We start from the raw sequence: 14,822 nt of genomic DNA, 5'->3' as shown, positions 1-14,822 counted from the left end.
CATACGGTGCTTACTCGATCGGGCCTTTGTCGTGGACATAGCCGAGCGGATCGACGCCGGCCGGGCGCGCCTGTGCCTTGCGCAGCGCATCCGGGGAACAGGTGCGGTACTTGAAGGGGTCGCCCGGATCGGCATCGCGCTCCTTCAGGTTTCCGGCCTCGTGATGGGGCGCCAGCACGATCCGCCCTTCGGAGAACTTGACCACCCGCATGATCTGGCGGTCGGGGGCCGTGCCCAGCGCCAGCAGATCGCCCTTGAACAGCCGGAACAGCGGCGTGCCCGCGCCGCCGGCCACCCGCCGCGCCGCCCAATCCAGGAAGGGGCGGCCATCCTCGGCCCGCGCGACCCCCGTTTCGGCCACCCATGCCCGGTGAAGCTGATAGGCCTCATAGGTGCTGACGATCCGGCCGATCCAGCGTCCCCGCCCGTTGCGCAGGATCTCGTACCAGGCGTTGCTGTCGCCCTTGTAGAGCTTGAACACCGCCCCGGCGGGATCGCGGACCGGGACGGGGCTGCCCAGCCTGTCGAGCATCCGCACCCGGCGCACGGTCCCGTTCGTCCAGTCGAACCGGCTCATCGCCTCGGCGAAGCTGCGGCCCTGCGCGGCCTGCGCCGCGGCGTGAGCTTCCAGCGCCGCCGCCAGTTTCCGGTCGCGGATGTCCGGCAGATCCTTGGCGGTCAGGCTGGCCAGCGGCTTGCGCGTCACCACCAGATGGGTGCCGTCCGGCTGAACGCCGACCGGGCCATAGGCGGTATCGTTGTGCATGCGGGCCTGCCAGCCGTGTTCCGCCTTGTGCGAGACGATGATGCCGCGCACCTTGTCCCGCACCTGATCGCCGAAGGACGCGCCGCCCAGCCCGTCGAACGGATCGGGCAGGCCGTCGAACAGGCGCTCCAGTTCGTTGGCCTCGGCCCGCTCCGCCGCCTTGGCCACCCGTTGGACGAGCCGCTGGTCGATGACGCCCAGCACCGCGGCGTCGATGGCGTGGTGCCGGTGATCGCCCCGGTTCTTGAGGTTCGCGTCGGACAGGATCCTGTTCAGCCCCCAGCGCGCCCGCAGCAGCGCCGTCAGCCGGCCGGGCGCCACCCGGACCTTTTCCAGCGGCAGGATGCTGCCGAGATACTGCCGGGCGATGCGCGACAGATGCCGGGTTTCGACAAGCTGGCGGGCCAGGAAACCCTTCTCGCCGTCGAATCGCTCCATGGCGTCGGGCAGGAAGCGCCAGCGTTTGTTCGGGGGCAACTGCGCCGCCCGTTCGGCGATGCCGGCCCAGCCGTACCCGTCCACCGGAACGGCGCCGAACGCTTCCCATGGCGAGCGGTTGCGCTTGAAGCGGTTGGCGGCGCGCACGCAGACGATCTTGTTGTCGGCGCCGTCGCTCAGCGTCCGGCTGAAGGGCAGGATGTGGTCAATGTCCACGTCGCCGCGCAGCAGGCGCGTCAGGCTGATGACCTCGCCGCTGTAGACGCACACGCGGGCCAGGCCATGCTGGGGCAACTCCTCCCACAGCCGCAGGCGCAGGAGCGACTCGGCCTTCACCTCGACGCCGAGTTCCCGCAGTTTCCGCGCCCGTTCCTCGTTCTTCCGCTGGTTCTGCGCCTGTTCGCGCTGGGTCCGGTCGCGTTCGTCGCGGCTCTGCTTCAGGTCGCGGGCCAGTTCGACGACGATCTCGTCCGGCTTGCCCCAGCGTTCGATGATGCGGTTGACCAGCTTGCGCAGCTCGTTCAGGCCGATGTGGACGGTCGGGTTGGGAAAGCGCCCCAGCCGCAGTTCCGGCGGGTCGTCCGGCTCGCCGGTGCCGAAGGCGATGAAGCGTTCCAGCGGCTCGCCATAATAGGGCAGGGCGTCGCGCAGCCTGTCCGGGCGGAAGTCCGAATGGTGGAGGCCCAGCGCCTCGACCGCCTCGCTGTAGGTCAGGTGGCGGTCGCGCATCAGGGGGACGATCGCCTCCAGCGCCTTTTCGCTGAGGCGGCAATAGCCATCGGGCAGGCCCGGCCGTTCCGCGGTGATGGTGGCCACCTCCCGGCTCAGGCCCAGTTCCGACTCCAGCCAATCGGCCAGTTCCCCCGCGTCCTCGCTGTCGAGCAGGCGGCCGACGACGGCGCGCTGGCGGTCCGGCGGCAGGGCGTGCCACGCGGCACCGATGCGCCGCCTCTTGCCCTTGTCGGCGGACAGGGCATCGGCAACGGCGTCCCCCTTCAGCCGGTCGCGTTTGCCGTCGTCCAGGTTGATCGCCACGTCGGACGGCAGCTTCAGTTCCTTGGCCAGGGTCTTGAAGGACAGGTCGCCCTTGCGGCACAGCCGGTCGAACAGGCTGGCGGTCTGATCGGGCGTCAGGCCCCAGGCGGCTTCACCCGGCCGGTTGAAGCGCAGGTTGGCAAGTTCCGTCAGGATGCGGAACTGCTGGGCGATGGGCAGCGCCCAGGGCGCGCGCTCCTCGGCCGGGAAGAGGGTGCATTTACCGGGCCGCACCGGGCGCAGCGGGCGCTGGTGGAAGATGATCGACTCGACCCGGTCCCACTGTGCCGCCGACAGAGCCGGGTGGTGCGGGGCCTGCGCGGCGCGGATCGCCTGGAACTCCTCCCGGACCAGGGCGCGGTCGGGGTAGAAGCCATAGAAGGCCTTGGCGCCGCTGCCGGTCACCCGTGCCCGCACCGGCTGGCGCTTGGCGTGCCGTTCGGCGAGCCACGCCCCCAACGTTGCCGTCCCGCTTTCCTGAAGCTGGGTCTTCAGGGCAGAGACGCCGGTCTTGATCTTGCCGGCCTCGGACTCCTCGCCGCCGGCCTTGCGGTTGCTCTTGAAACCGCGCCGCTGGTTCAGGTGGAACAGGGCACGGCCAAGTTCCAGCACCGTCAGAGGTCTCACCAAGGCTTGCGCGCGCAGGGGATAGGGATCGGTGTGTTCCAGGGCCTTGCGCGCGTCCCTGTCCGCCGGCATCAGGCCGGCGGCGACCAGCGCGGTCATCAGGACCGCGCGCCGCCGCAGATAGCGGTCGCGCCGCCGCCGCATCGAACGGGCCAGCCGGCGGTCGGCGGCCAGCGACTCCTGGGATTGGGGGTCGCGCCCGTCGGGGAAGATCCGCACCCCCATCCGGCGCACCGCGCAGGGCCACCCGTCACCGTTCAGATCAAGCAGGCAGAAGCCGATGCTGCTGGTGCCGAGATCCAGGGCGAGGCGGTAGCGGGGGCGTTCGGACACAGTGGACCTCCTCCAGAGCGGGTCGTTCGGAAAACATTCTCTTTAAAAGAGAATATTATCGCAACATGCTCGCCGAATTCCCGGCACCGAAAGCATTCGATGCAGTCTTGACGCGTGTCCGGTTCCGTGGAATTCTAAGAATGGAATGACAATTTCCTTGCTTAGCCGCTGGGGGATCGGGGTCCTTCTGTTAACACGTCGCAGGGGTTCGCCCCTGACGGCACAAGATGTGCGGCGGGCTTCGGCCCGCCGCGTTCTTTTTGGGGATCGGGCCGCTGTTGAGCTTTGCTGCATCGCAGCAACAGTTGCAGTGACATTCCAGCAACACATCGGTGTGTTTCCCTGGACAAAGCGGGGCCATCCCGCCACTTTAGCCGACGTCTTTCGTGATCCTGGCGTCTGGCGATCTCCCGTGCTGTCCGCGTTCCGCCCTGCCGCTTGTGCGGCCTTGCTGTTGTTTGCCGTCGGCGCGGGCATGCCCGCAGCCGCGGCGGAAACGCGTGGCGCCCCCGCATCGGACCCGCGGCTGACCACCGCCCCCTGCTGGTTCTCGGTGCCCGAGGGGGAAGAGGCCACCTGTGCCACGCTCGCCGTGCCCGAACGCCGCGACCGGCCCCAGGGGCGGATGCTGCACCTGCCCGTCGCCATCCTGCACGCCACCGACGGTCCCCCCCAGCCCGACCCGGTGATCTATGTGGAGGGGGGGCCCGGCGCCTCCGTCTTCGGGGTGGGCGAACCGGCGGAAGAGCGGATGGAGGGGTGGTGGGACGCCCTGGCCCCGCTGCGCCGCACCCGCGACATCGTGCTGTTCGACCCCCGCGGCGTCGGGCGGGCCGAGCCGGAGACCAATTGCCCCGAGCTGGACACGCTTGCCGGGCGCTCCGCCACCACCCCCGATACCAAGGAGCCCGATGCCAAGGAGGGGGAAGAGGCGGCGGAACGGGCGGCCCTCACCGCCTGCGCCCAGCGGCTTCAGGCCGCGGGCGTCGATCTCGCCCAGTTCTCCACCCCCACCGCCGCCGACGATCTGGCCGATCTCGCCCGCGCCGTCACCGCCGGGCGCGGCGGGGGCAAGGTCAATCTGCTGGCCGTCTCCTACGGCACCCGCGTCGTGCTGGAGCTGCTGCGCCGCCACGGCGCAACGGTGCGGGCCGCCGTTCTCGATTCCGTCTATCCCCCCGACATCAACGCGCGCGAGGACGAAGCGTGGCTGTCCTACCGCGCGTTCCGGCGGCTGTTCGACGATTGCGCCGCCAGCCGGCCCTGCCGCGCCGCCTTCCCCAACCTGGAAAAACGGGTGCTGGATCTGGTGCCGGCCCTGAACCGTTCCCCCATGGCCGTCGCCGTCGGGGATTCCATGGTGCCCCGCACCATGATGCTGGACGGGCGCCGCCTGCTGACCGCGACGCTGGAGCTGATGGCCGAGGGCGACAGCCTGGCCCGCCTGCCCCTGGCGCTGGACCGCGCCACCCGCGGGCGGCCCGAACGGCTGGCCCGCGACGCGCCGCCGCTGGCCATCGGCGACCCCGACACGGCGGAGGGCATGGCCTTTTCCGTGGAATGCCGCGAAACCGTCAACCCGGCGGACCCGGCGCGCGTGGCCACCAACCGCCAGCGCTGGGCCCCCTATGGGTCCGCCGGGGCCGGCGACACCGGCCAGCGGGTCTGCGCCCTGTGGCCCGCCGGGGTGCAGGACGCCGCCGAGCGCCTGCCCGTGGCCAGCACCGTGCCGGTGCTGCTGCTGTCCGGCGCCTATGACCCGGTGACGCCGCCGGAATGGGGGGAACGCGCCGCCGCCACCCTGCCCAACAGCCGCCATCTGGTGTTCCGCGCCGCAGGCCACGGGGTGACGGCGACGGATGGCTGCGCGCTGGAGACGGCGGGCGCGTTCATCGAGCAGCCGGATCCGGCGCGGGTCATCGCCTGCCGGTCCAGCCTGCAGCCGCCGCGGTTCGAGACGCGGTAGGGGTCAACGGGGCCGCCGCCCCGGACCCGTCAGGCTTTATCAGAATTCCCTGACCGTTTCCTCCACCGCCAGGAAGGCGGCGATCACGGCGGGATCGAAACGGGCGCCGGCCTGGGCGCGCAGCTCGGCCATCGCCTGATCGTGGCCCAGCGCCGGACGGTGCGGACGGGGAGAGGTCATGGCGTCGTACGCATCGGCCACCGCCACGATGCGGGCGGCCAGCGGAATATCGGCGCCCGCCAGCCCCTCGGGGTAACCGGTGCCGTCCCAGTTCTCGTGATGGTGGCGTGCGATGTCCACCGCCAGATGCAGATAGGTGCGGCTTTCCGCCAGATGGGCCGCCCGCTCCAGCAGGCGCCAGCCGTGGTTGACGTGGGCGCGCATGGCCTTGCGCTCGTCCTCGGTGAACAGGCCCGGCTTCTCCAGCACCGCCGGGTCCACCGCGGCGTTGCCCACGTCGTGCATGATCGCCGCCAGACCGATGGTTTCCACCATGCCGGTGTCCAGGTCCGGGTGCCCGCCCGTCTCCGCCATGTGGCGGGCGATGGTCTCGGTCACCGCGGCGATGCGCAGGGTGGGTTCGCCGCGCCCTGCCGCCGGGACGGGCGCGGGGGACGGGGCGTCGTGGCGCTCGGCCATCTCGGCCAGCAGCAGCAGCGTCCCTTCCTGCGCGCGGCGCAGTTGTTCGAAGGCGTAGAGATTGTCGAACCCCACCGAGATTTTGCCGCAGAACACCTCGATCAGTCGCCGGTCCAGGTCGGACAGAGGACGGTCGGAGCGCAGATAGACCACGTTCTCCCGGTCGTTGGGGGTGCGGATGTAGAGCGTGCAGTGATCGGGTTCATAGATGTTCGCATGGGTTTCCAGGCACCGCACCACCGACGCCATCACCGGCTCGTCGATGTGGTCGAGCGCCGGTTCGTTGATCAGCGACTCGAACCGCCCCGACCCGGCCAGCACATAGAGGCCGTCGCGGGTGCCGCCGATCACCGACCCGCGCTGAACGCACAGGATGGCATCCGGCCCCACCCCCAGGATCGCCGAAAGCTGGGTCAGAACCCCGGCGGCGAACAGCTTCATCGACCGCGCCTTGAACAGCGACGACGACGCCTCGATAATCTTTTCCAGGCCGCGGCGGTTGGTTTCCAGCGCCGTGATGTCCTCGTACGACCGCAGCGCCGCCACCGTGGTGGTGAAGAGCTGCTGGGCGGTCAACTGCGTCTTGGCCTTGTAGTCGTTGATGTCGTAGTCGAGGATCACCGCCCGTTCCGGCGCCTGCCCCGGCTGGCCGGTGCGCAGGATGATGCGCACGTGGCGGTTGCGCAGCTCCTCGCGGATGTGGTGCACCAGCTTCAGCCCGGCGTCGTCGGTTTCCATCACCACGTCCAGCAGGATGATGGCGATGTCATCCTCGCGGGCCAGGATGGCGCGGGCCTCCGCCGCGGAATAGGCGGAGATGAAATGAGCCGGGCGCCCCTTGTACTCGAAATCGGCCAGGACGAGCTTGGTGATGGAGTGAACCTCCGGCTCGTCGTCCACGATCAGCATCTTCCAGCGCGGCGCCGGATAGGCGGGCGGCCGGTCCTGCGCCGGATCGTGATCGTCAAGAAACAGAAGGTCGTCGTCGCCGTTCATCGTCCCCATCCCGCTCTGGCGGTCCCGCCGGCCGCTTCACAGGCGCAACGCTAACACGGCATGCACGAATATTCGACCTTTCCGCAGGAAAAACGGAGCGCCCCCGCCCCGTTTTCCACCGGATGCCGGTCCCGGCCCCCGCGGGACGGTCACGCCGAGCCGGACCGCCGCAACTTCCCCGCGGTCTCGTTGATGATGCCCGACACCTTTTGCGTCTCGATCACCACCTGCTGAACGCTGGAGGCGATTTCCCGCGTCGCCGCGTCCTGCTCCGTCACCGCGGCGGAGATGGCGGAGGAGATTTCGCCCACCTTGCGGATCACCTCGCCGATGGTCTTGATGGCGGCGACGGCGTTCTTCGCCTCCTCCTGCACCGCCGACACCTGGGCGGTGATGTCCTCGGTGGCGTTGGCGGTCTGTTTCGCCAGGGTCTTCACCTCGTTGGCGACCACGGCGAAGCCCTTGCCGGCCTCCCCCGCGCGGGCCGCCTCGATGGTGGCGTTCAGCGCCAGAAGGTTGGTCTGGGCGGCGATGGAATTGATGAGCTGCACCACCTCGCCGATGCGGTCGGCGGCGACGACCAGGGCCTGCACCGTGGTGTTGGTGCGTTCCGCTTCCGCCGAGGCGGCGGCGGAGGCATGGGCGGAATCGTTCACCCGGTGGCTGATTTCGCTGATGGACGAGGCCAGTTGCTCGGCGGCGGAGGCGACGGTCTGGGCGGTGCCGGTGGCCCCTTGCGCGACGGCGGACACGTCGGCCTCCAGCGTGGTGGTGAGCTGGTTGATGTCCTTGCGCCGCTGGGCTTCGGCCTGCTGGCGGTTCTCCTCCGCCTCCTTTTGCGCGTGGATGTCGATCAGCGAGCCGCAGGCCCGCAGCGCCGTGCCGTTGGCATCGCGGGCAACACCGCCGATGGCGCGGAACCAGCGGTACGACCCGTCCCGCACCCGCAGGCGGTAGGTGACGTCATACCCCACCCGGCCCGTCCGGTCGTTCAGGCACGCGCCGAACGCCTGGAAGGTAGGCGGGGCGTCGTCCGGGTGCAGGCGGTCGGCCCACGATCCCACCACATTGGGGAACCCCTGGGTGTCGCCGTGGGAAAACCCCAGCAGCCGGCGGAACTCGTCCGACCAATGCCAGATGCTCTTCGGGTGCATGGGATCGGCGTTGTGAAGCCGCGCATCCCACAGCCCGACCCCGGCATAGACGGCCAGCAGAGCCGCCCCTTCCGCCTCGTTCCTTTCCTTGTCCACGTCGATCAGGGCGCCGCAGGCCCGGTGGGCCACCCCGCTGGCGTTGCGCGCCACGCCGCCGACCGCGCGGAACCAGCGGTACGACCCATCCTTGACCCGCAGGCGGTAGGTGACATCGTACTGGTAGCGCCCGGTGCGGTCGGCCAGACAGGCGCTGAACGCATCGAAGGTCGGCTTCGCATCCTCGGGATGAAGCCGGTCGGACCATGACGCCATCACATTGGGAAAGCCCTGGGTGTCGCCGCGTTCGAACCCGGCCAGCCGGCGGAACTCGTCCGACCAGCGCCATTCGCTTTTGGGATGCGCCGGATCGCCATCAAACAACCGGGCATCCCAAAGGCCAACGCCGGCGTTATGCCCCAACAGATCCAGCAACTCCCGGTCGTTGGCGCTCTGCTCCTCGTTACCCCGCCTGAAGAACATCATTGCCCCCTCTACCCTTTTTCCGATCCTGCCCCGACCGAGAATCCCGTCAGGTCGAAATTTTATTTCTTAAAAGAAAAAACAAAAACAAAAGGGAAAAATGTCACCCTATGAGTAGGGGATATTCAGATTACATGCAATTTTTCCAAATGCTGCTTAGCAATATACCCCTGATCAGGGGGGCTTGCACGGCATCAAAGATATCTCAACACAAACCGAATGCAATAGAGCCATCGCCAAATATCATCGGGCGATACCATCACTTCAAAATATTTCAGTGTCTGAATGAAATGCCGGTCAGAACGTGGTGAGCGGCATCAGGGTGCAGCCGCGGCCCCGCTTGGCCAGTTCGGCGCACGCGGTGCCGGTCTGGGCGCGGGTAAAGGGGCCGATGCCGGTGGCGAAGCTGACCGTGCGGCCCGACACCCGCGGCCAGACCATGGGCGGCACGTCGCGGAACTGCAGCCCCGGACCGGCCACGAACTCGTTCCAGGCGTTCAGCGCCTCTTCGTACGTGGGATATTCGCCGATGCGGATGGCGACCTGCGGCCCCTTTTCCATGGGCGGCAGGGTGCGCTGGGGATAGGCCGACGCCACCCCCATCAGGCCCGCCGCCGGGGCCGACGCCGTGCCCACCCCCGGAACGATCAGATCCACCTGCCCCGACGAGAATCCCAGGAACCCCGCCACATCCCCCTTGTTCAGCGTCACCGTGGGCTTCTTCTTCTCCACGCTGGGCAGGGTGGCCTTTGTGGTGCGGGTGGCGACCATGTAGCCGCGCACCGGCATTCCCGCCCCGCCGTTGCTGGACACCGCACGGGTCCAGGCGTCCAGCGGCACCAGCGCGCCGGTGGTGGCGCTGGTGGCGGGGCCGTCCTTGCCCGTCTCCTTCCCCACCGTCTTGTCGGCGGCGGCGGCGCGGCGCTGCTCGGCCTTTTCCTCCTTCTCCACGCCGGCGATGACGAAGGCGGGGTCCAGCGCGTCCCACGGCACGTAGCCGATGGGCTGGCCGCCGATGGCGACCTTGGTCCAGGTGGTGCCGCGGGGGGTGTCGAGGGCGTTGAGGTGCTTGCCCTCCTTCAGCGTCATGATGATGCGCGAATCCTCGCGGGGGAGGATGCGCACCTCCACGTCGCGGTTCAGCACCGCCTCCCCTTCGATGGGCGCGTTGATGGACGCCGGGCTTTCCGCCCGCACCGGCACCGCGGCAGCGGCCAGGGTTGCGGCCAGCACGGCGGCGGCCAGCGCATGACACGGCCGGACGCTCATGCCGCCAGCACCGCCAGCAGGGTTTCGCCCAGCGCGCGGGCCGGCGGCGGCGCCACGTCCAGCCCCAGCAGCACGATGTCCACCGGCGGCAGCGGCGGCAGGCCGCAGTCGTCCCCCAGCACCAGCAGGCCGGGGGGCACGGTGCAGGCTTCCAGCGGCGTCAGCGCCACCCCGCCCAGCACGGCGCCGTGGATGGCGACCACGCTGTCGGAGATGAAGGCCGGGCGCCACGCCCGCCCGGCGGCGGCGAGCGCGGCGATGGTGGTGCTGCGGCACACGCACCCCTCGGGGAACACCGCCAGCGGCAGGGGATCGGCGGCGCTCAGACCGGTGGCCGACGGGGCGGCGGTCCACACGAGCTGTTCCCGCCGCACGCGGATGCCGTCGCCGGCCACCCCGTCCATCACCGGGCGGGTGATGAGGGCCAGGTCATAGGCCCCCTCCTCCACCGCAAGGGCAAGGTCGTTGGAATTGTCGCACACCACCTCCACCGGCTGGTGCGGGTGGCTGGCGGCGAAGCGGGCCAGGACGGGGGGCAGCAGCAGATAGGCGTAATCGTCGGGGGTGCCCAGCCGCAGGGGCCGCTGCGGCGCCCGGCCGGTGCCGAGATTGGCCATCACCTCGTCGTTGAGCGACAGCATGCGCCGGGCATAGGCCAGCAGCGTCTCCCCCTCCCCCGTCAGGCGCACGCCGCGGGTGTCGCGGGCGAACACGCGGCAGCCCAGCGTCTCCTCCAGCCGGCGGATCTGCTGGCTGACGGCGCTTTGGGTGCGGTACAGGGCATCGGCCGCACGGGTGAAGCTGCGCGTCTCGGCGACGGCGACGAAGGCCCGCAAAAGATCGGTGTCGAGATTGGCCGGCATGGCCGCCATTCTTGCCAGACCCGCCGGGGGACGGCAAGGGGAGCGTCCCATCCCCGGTCAAGGCCGGCGGGCGGATCCGTGACGGCAAAGCCTCATCACGCCCCGTGATAAGTGCATTAGCCCTATTCGTTTCAAAAAATCCGCCGGCAGCGGCAGCCTGGGCCGACCCGACCCTCTTGGTTCACGGAAAACGGCCATGCTGTTCGATGCCCTGACCACCGTCACCACCCTGGCCGCCCGCCTGCCCGAGCCGGCGCGCGATGCCCCGCCCCCACCCCCGGCCCCGCGGCGCAAAAAGGAAAAGCCGCCGGCAGCCTGGGCGGTGCTGCTGGCGGCCTTGGCCCCGTTGCTCACTCAGATGCAGGGGCGGATGTAGGGGCGGTTGATCTCCCACAGCTCGTCCAGGATGTGGACGGCGGCGTCGGTGGAATTGATCACCGGATCGAGCAGCAGCGCCTGAAGCGCCATCTCCTTCGATCCATGCACCGCGGCTTCCACCGCCATCTGCTGCACCCCGGCCTGGACCGTCAGCAGCCGGGCGCAGGCGTCGGGCAGCGGCCCCAGCGACACCGGGTGCACCCCGGCGGCATCGGCGATGACCGGCACCTCCACCGCCAGATCGGCCGGCAGGTTGGGGATGGTGCCGCGGTTGCAGACCACGCCCGATTCCACGAAGCGCTTGCTGTTCTGCAGGATGCCGGTGATGACGTGGATGGCCCGGTCGCCCCACGAGGGCTGCAGCCAGTCCTCCGGCACCGGGATCTCTTCGCGGATCACCCGGTCCATGTGGCCCATCAGCCCGGCCCGGTCGCGGGCGTCCTGTTCGAAGTTGAAGCCGTGCTCGCCCCCTTCCCAGCCATAGGGCAGGTATTCGCCCGTGTGGTCGTCGGAGCAGGTGGGCCACAGGCCGAAGCTGCGGAACAGCTTGCGCGTCAGCGGCGTGAAGGCCGGGTCATGGTCCTTCTCCCGCTCCCGCAGCAGGGGATAGAGGTCGCGGCCCGTGGCGCGGTCGCGGATGTGCAGCAGCCATTGGAAATGGTTGAGGCCCGCCCCCCAGCAATCCACGTCCTTTTCCGCCATGCCCAGGATCTGGCAGATGAACCAGCGGGCCAGGAAGATGCCGTGGCACATGCCCATGGACCGGATCGGGCTGTAACGGCTGAGCGCCAACACCACCCGGCTTTCCGGGTTGGACAGGTTGATGAACAGGGCGTTGGGGCACAGCTCGTGAATGTCGCGGGCGATGTCGAAGATCAGCGGCAGGGTGCGCAGGGTGAAGAACAGCCCGCCGGGGCCGCCGTTTTCCCCCAGCGTGTGGCGCACGCCGTGCTTCTTCGGCACCTCGAAATCCAGCCTCCACAGGCGGTTGCGGTCGATGGCCACCGCGTTCACCACGAAATCCGCCCCCGGCAGCGCCGCCCGGCGGTCGGTGGTGTGTTCGATGGTGATGCCGGCCCCCGACACGGCGTTCATCCGCCGGGCCAGGGCGGTCATGCGCTCCAGAGCTTCGGCGTTGGTGTCCACCAGCACGACGGTGGACCCGGCCAGCTCGCCGCAGGTGAACATGTCCTTGTACATGCTGAGGCCGAAGGCAGCGCTGCCGGCCCCGAGAAAGACGATCTTGCCGGTGTTGAGCGGTTGGGTCATCCAGCCCCCCTTCATGCGCTGCGGCAGACGCGAGTTGCGCTGCAACATAATGATTTCACTGCATTTTTTCCGATGATACGCCTCTTGGCGCCCGGCGCAACGAAAACACGCCCCCGCGTGGCAGCCCGCCGCAGGGCGGCGCGTGCGGCAGGGCCGTCAGGGAGCCTTCAGGGTGCTTTCCGACAGCGGGATGACGGTGCGGGCAAGGTCGCGCCCGACCATCCAGCCGGGCTTTTCCCGGGATTCGCACGACATGGACCGCAGGCGAAGGGCCTGGGTGTCCGTCAGCGGGCGGTCCCAGTTGAAGATGACGCAACGCTCACCATCCGGGCCCCGCATCTCCCCATCCTCCTGGGCGGGGTAGTTGCCGAACTCGCTGCCCGAACCGTTGGCGAAATTCAGCGGAAGGGAACCGGTCCCCGGCGCGCATCCCGCCAGGACCAGCGTTGCACAGACCACAGCCAACCGTTTCATCGGCGGTTCTCCCCTCGTCTTTTTCCGAGCGGAGGCTGGGCGGTGAAAGCGGCGGTTTTGCGGCTGGAATTGTGGCGGAATTCGTCAGGGGCGCCGGGCTTGGGCGGGCCTCTTGGCAGAGACCGGCGGCAATGGTCCCGGCACGCACATCCAGACGCTGACGGCGCGGATGATGGCCGGCAACAGCACGGCCCTCAGGGACGGAAGGGAAGAAGACATGGCGGACACCCGGCGGCGGGATCGGTGGACACATACCGTTGCATGAACAGAATACGATAGGGTACAAAGTATTCTATATTTATGACTTATCAAATACGATAAATGGAGAAGATTTTCAACATATATGTCAAAGTCAATTCACGGCAGGCATTCTTTTTGATATTTGCTTAGTATTTTTAATTAATCAATCAAGCGGAAGGGTTAAGTTCTTTTAAGATGTTATGCCGGGCGCCCCCGGCGATGCCCGGCACACCCGCACCCAGCCCGCCCCGGCTCCCCGCGGCTTTTCCACCCATGGCGCGCGGGCGGGGTTTCGGGCATGCTTTCCCGTCCCAACGCCGACCGTCCGAGGGACAACCGACCATGGCCGCCATCACCTTTCCCCCCGGCTTCCTCTGGGGTGCTTCCACCGCCGCCTATCAGATCGAGGGGGCCATCCACGCCGACGGGCGCGGACCGTGCGTGTGGGACACCTACACCGCCGCCGGGCGCATCCAGGACGGCAGCAGCGCCGCCGTCGCCTGCGACCACTACCACCGCTGGCCGGAAGACGTCGCATTGCTGAAGGATGCCGGCTTCAACGCCTACCGCTTTTCCATCGCGTGGCCGCGCATTCTGCCCACCGGCACCGGGGCGGTGAACGCGGCGGGGCTGGATTTCTACGACCGGCTGGTGGACGCGGTGCTGGAAGCGGGCATCCGTCCCATGGCCTGCCTCTACCACTGGGATCTGCCCCAGCCGCTGGAGGACCGCGGCGGCTGGCAGAGCCGGGAGATCGTCGGCCCCTTCGCCGACTACGCCCGCATCGTCACCGCCCGTCTGGCCGACCGGGTGAAGGACTGGATGATGCTGAACGAGCCGAACGTGGTCGCCACCCACGGCTATGGCACCGGCGAGCACGCCCCCGGCCACCAGTTCGGCGAGGCCGGCATCCTGAAGGCCCTGCACCACCAGAATCTGGCGCAAGGGGCGGCGCTGCGCGCCATCGCGGCGGAGCATTCCGGCCTGACGCTGGGCACCGTCATCAACCTCCAGCCCTGCCGGGCCGAGGACGACAAACCCGAGAACGCCGCCGCCGCCGTCCGCTGGGACGCGGTGTGGAACCGGGTGGCGCTGGACGGCGTGCTGAAGGGGGAATTCCCCGCCGTGCTCGCGCCTTATGCCGAGGGCATCGTCCAGCCGGGCGACCTGGAGGCCGTGCGCTACCCCATCGACCTGCTGGGCATCAACTACTACTCCCGCATGACCATGAAGCACGAGGCGGGACGGCTGTTCGACGTGTGGTGGGGCGATGCCCATTGCGACCGCTGGACCGCCATGGCGTGGCCGGTGCAGCCCGACGGGCTCTATGACCTGCTGGCCCATTTCCGCGACGATTACGGCAACCCCGCCGTGTTCGTGGCCGAGAACGGCGCCGCCTATGACGACGTGGTGGAGGCCGACGGCCGGATCCACGACGCCGAGCGCGTGGCCTTCCTGCGCGACCATGTGGCGGCGGTGGGCCGGGCGCTGGCCGACGGCTGCAACGTCAAGGGCTATCTGTGCTGGAGCCTGCTGGACAACTTCGAATGGGGCTTCGGCCTGTCCAAGCGGTTCGGCATCGTGCGCGTCGATTACGACACCCTGGCCCGCACGCCCAAGGACAGCTACCGCTTCCTCAGCACCGTGGCGAAGAGCGGGGTGGTCGAGGCATAAGGCACACGCCAAGGATGTGAAATAATCCGGTGACCTTTCACCGGATGAAACCAATCCTTCCGTCCCCGGCGGCCATTCTTCCTTCCCATCCGGGAAGCAGGAGGGCCGCCGTCCCCCTCTCCCTCCGGTTGCGGCGCAGCATTCGTATGCGGCGGATCACTCCCCTGTTTGGGACATGCGGG

10 protein-coding genes are annotated in these 14,822 nt (G+C 68.8%); 3 read left to right on the top strand and 7 right to left on the bottom strand.

Annotated elements, in window-relative coordinates; all coding sequences use genetic code 11:
- Positions 1–10: 10 nt before the first annotated feature.
- Positions 11–3,199 carry a type II CRISPR RNA-guided endonuclease Cas9 gene (cas9, locus tag M2352_RS03655; protein ID WP_264663147.1) on the bottom strand — a complete coding sequence of 1,063 codons (3,189 nt, stop codon included), beginning with the start codon at positions 3,197–3,199 and terminating at the stop codon, positions 11–13.
- 475 nt (positions 3,200–3,674) lie between these two features.
- Between cas9 and M2352_RS03650 the strand changes: the two genes are divergently transcribed.
- A complete protein-coding gene (locus tag M2352_RS03650; protein WP_264663146.1) occupies positions 3,675–5,165 on the top strand; it encodes an alpha/beta hydrolase in 1,491 nt (496 codons plus the stop codon).
- Positions 5,166–5,204: 39 nt separating this feature from the next.
- Here the strand turns inward: M2352_RS03650 and M2352_RS03645 are convergent, their stop codons facing one another.
- The 4 genes from M2352_RS03645 to M2352_RS03625 all read right to left on the bottom strand — a co-directional run bounded on the left by M2352_RS03645 (position 5,205) and on the right by M2352_RS03625 (position 10,605).
- A complete protein-coding gene (locus tag M2352_RS03645) occupies positions 5,205–6,800 on the bottom strand; it encodes a DUF3369 domain-containing protein (RefSeq protein WP_264663145.1) in 1,596 nt (531 codons plus the stop codon).
- A gap of 149 nt (positions 6,801–6,949) precedes the next feature.
- Positions 6,950–8,476 (bottom strand): methyl-accepting chemotaxis protein, encoded by a 1,527-nt coding sequence (locus M2352_RS26470; protein WP_319802015.1) that lies wholly within the window; start codon positions 8,474–8,476, stop codon positions 6,950–6,952.
- 294 nt (positions 8,477–8,770) lie between these two features.
- A complete protein-coding gene (locus M2352_RS03630) occupies positions 8,771–9,742 on the bottom strand; it encodes an SH3 domain-containing protein (RefSeq protein ID WP_264663144.1) in 972 nt (323 codons plus the stop codon).
- On the bottom strand, positions 9,739–10,605 hold the full coding sequence (locus M2352_RS03625; RefSeq protein WP_264663143.1) for a LysR family transcriptional regulator: 867 nt from the start codon (positions 10,603–10,605) through the stop codon (positions 9,739–9,741). The genes M2352_RS03630 and M2352_RS03625 overlap by 4 nt, the downstream gene beginning before the upstream one ends.
- Before the next feature lie 196 nt (positions 10,606–10,801).
- On the opposite strand from M2352_RS03625, the gene M2352_RS03620 reads away from it, so the two are divergent.
- On the top strand, positions 10,802–10,981 hold the full coding sequence (locus tag M2352_RS03620) for a hypothetical protein (protein WP_264663142.1): 180 nt from the start codon (positions 10,802–10,804) through the stop codon (positions 10,979–10,981).
- Here M2352_RS03620 and M2352_RS03615 read toward each other — a convergent pair.
- Both M2352_RS03615 and M2352_RS03610 read right to left on the bottom strand, forming a co-directional pair.
- Positions 10,960–12,252 carry a family 4 glycosyl hydrolase gene (locus M2352_RS03615; RefSeq protein ID WP_264663141.1) on the bottom strand — a complete coding sequence of 431 codons (1,293 nt, stop codon included), beginning with the start codon at positions 12,250–12,252 and terminating at the stop codon, positions 10,960–10,962. The genes M2352_RS03620 and M2352_RS03615 overlap by 22 nt on opposite strands.
- Before the next feature lie 156 nt (positions 12,253–12,408).
- Positions 12,409–12,726 (bottom strand): hypothetical protein, encoded by a 318-nt coding sequence (locus M2352_RS03610; protein ID WP_264663140.1) that lies wholly within the window; start codon positions 12,724–12,726, stop codon positions 12,409–12,411.
- Between the two features lie 582 nt (positions 12,727–13,308).
- On the opposite strand from M2352_RS03610, the gene M2352_RS03605 reads away from it, so the two are divergent.
- Positions 13,309–14,640 (top strand): GH1 family beta-glucosidase, encoded by a 1,332-nt coding sequence (locus tag M2352_RS03605; RefSeq protein ID WP_264663139.1) that lies wholly within the window; start codon positions 13,309–13,311, stop codon positions 14,638–14,640.
- The last annotated feature ends 182 nt before the right edge of the window (positions 14,641–14,822 follow it).

The sequence above is a fragment of the Azospirillum fermentarium genome, assembly GCF_025961205.1.
GTDB classification, from domain to species: domain Bacteria; phylum Pseudomonadota; class Alphaproteobacteria; order Azospirillales; family Azospirillaceae; genus Azospirillum; species Azospirillum fermentarium.
This window is presented reverse-complemented; position numbering and strand designations above follow the sequence as displayed.

Coding starts and splice junctions, on each gene's coding strand:
- M2352_RS03630 (WP_264663144.1), bottom strand. CDS start 9,742: ATGAGCGTCCGGCCGTGTCATGCGCTGGCCGCCGCCGTGCTGGCCGCA.
- M2352_RS03650 (WP_264663146.1), top strand. CDS start 3,675: ATGCCCGCAGCCGCGGCGGAAACGCGTGGCGCCCCCGCATCGGACCCG.
- M2352_RS03645 (WP_264663145.1), bottom strand. CDS start 6,800: ATGAACGGCGACGACGACCTTCTGTTTCTTGACGATCACGATCCGGCG.
- M2352_RS03620 (WP_264663142.1), top strand. CDS start 10,802: ATGCTGTTCGATGCCCTGACCACCGTCACCACCCTGGCCGCCCGCCTG.
- M2352_RS03625 (WP_264663143.1), bottom strand. CDS start 10,605: ATGCCGGCCAATCTCGACACCGATCTTTTGCGGGCCTTCGTCGCCGTC.
- M2352_RS03605 (WP_264663139.1), top strand. CDS start 13,309: ATGGCCGCCATCACCTTTCCCCCCGGCTTCCTCTGGGGTGCTTCCACC.
- M2352_RS26470 (WP_319802015.1), bottom strand. CDS start 8,476: ATGATGTTCTTCAGGCGGGGTAACGAGGAGCAGAGCGCCAACGACCGG.
- M2352_RS03615 (WP_264663141.1), bottom strand. CDS start 12,252: ATGACCCAACCGCTCAACACCGGCAAGATCGTCTTTCTCGGGGCCGGC.
- M2352_RS03610 (WP_264663140.1), bottom strand. CDS start 12,726: ATGAAACGGTTGGCTGTGGTCTGTGCAACGCTGGTCCTGGCGGGATGC.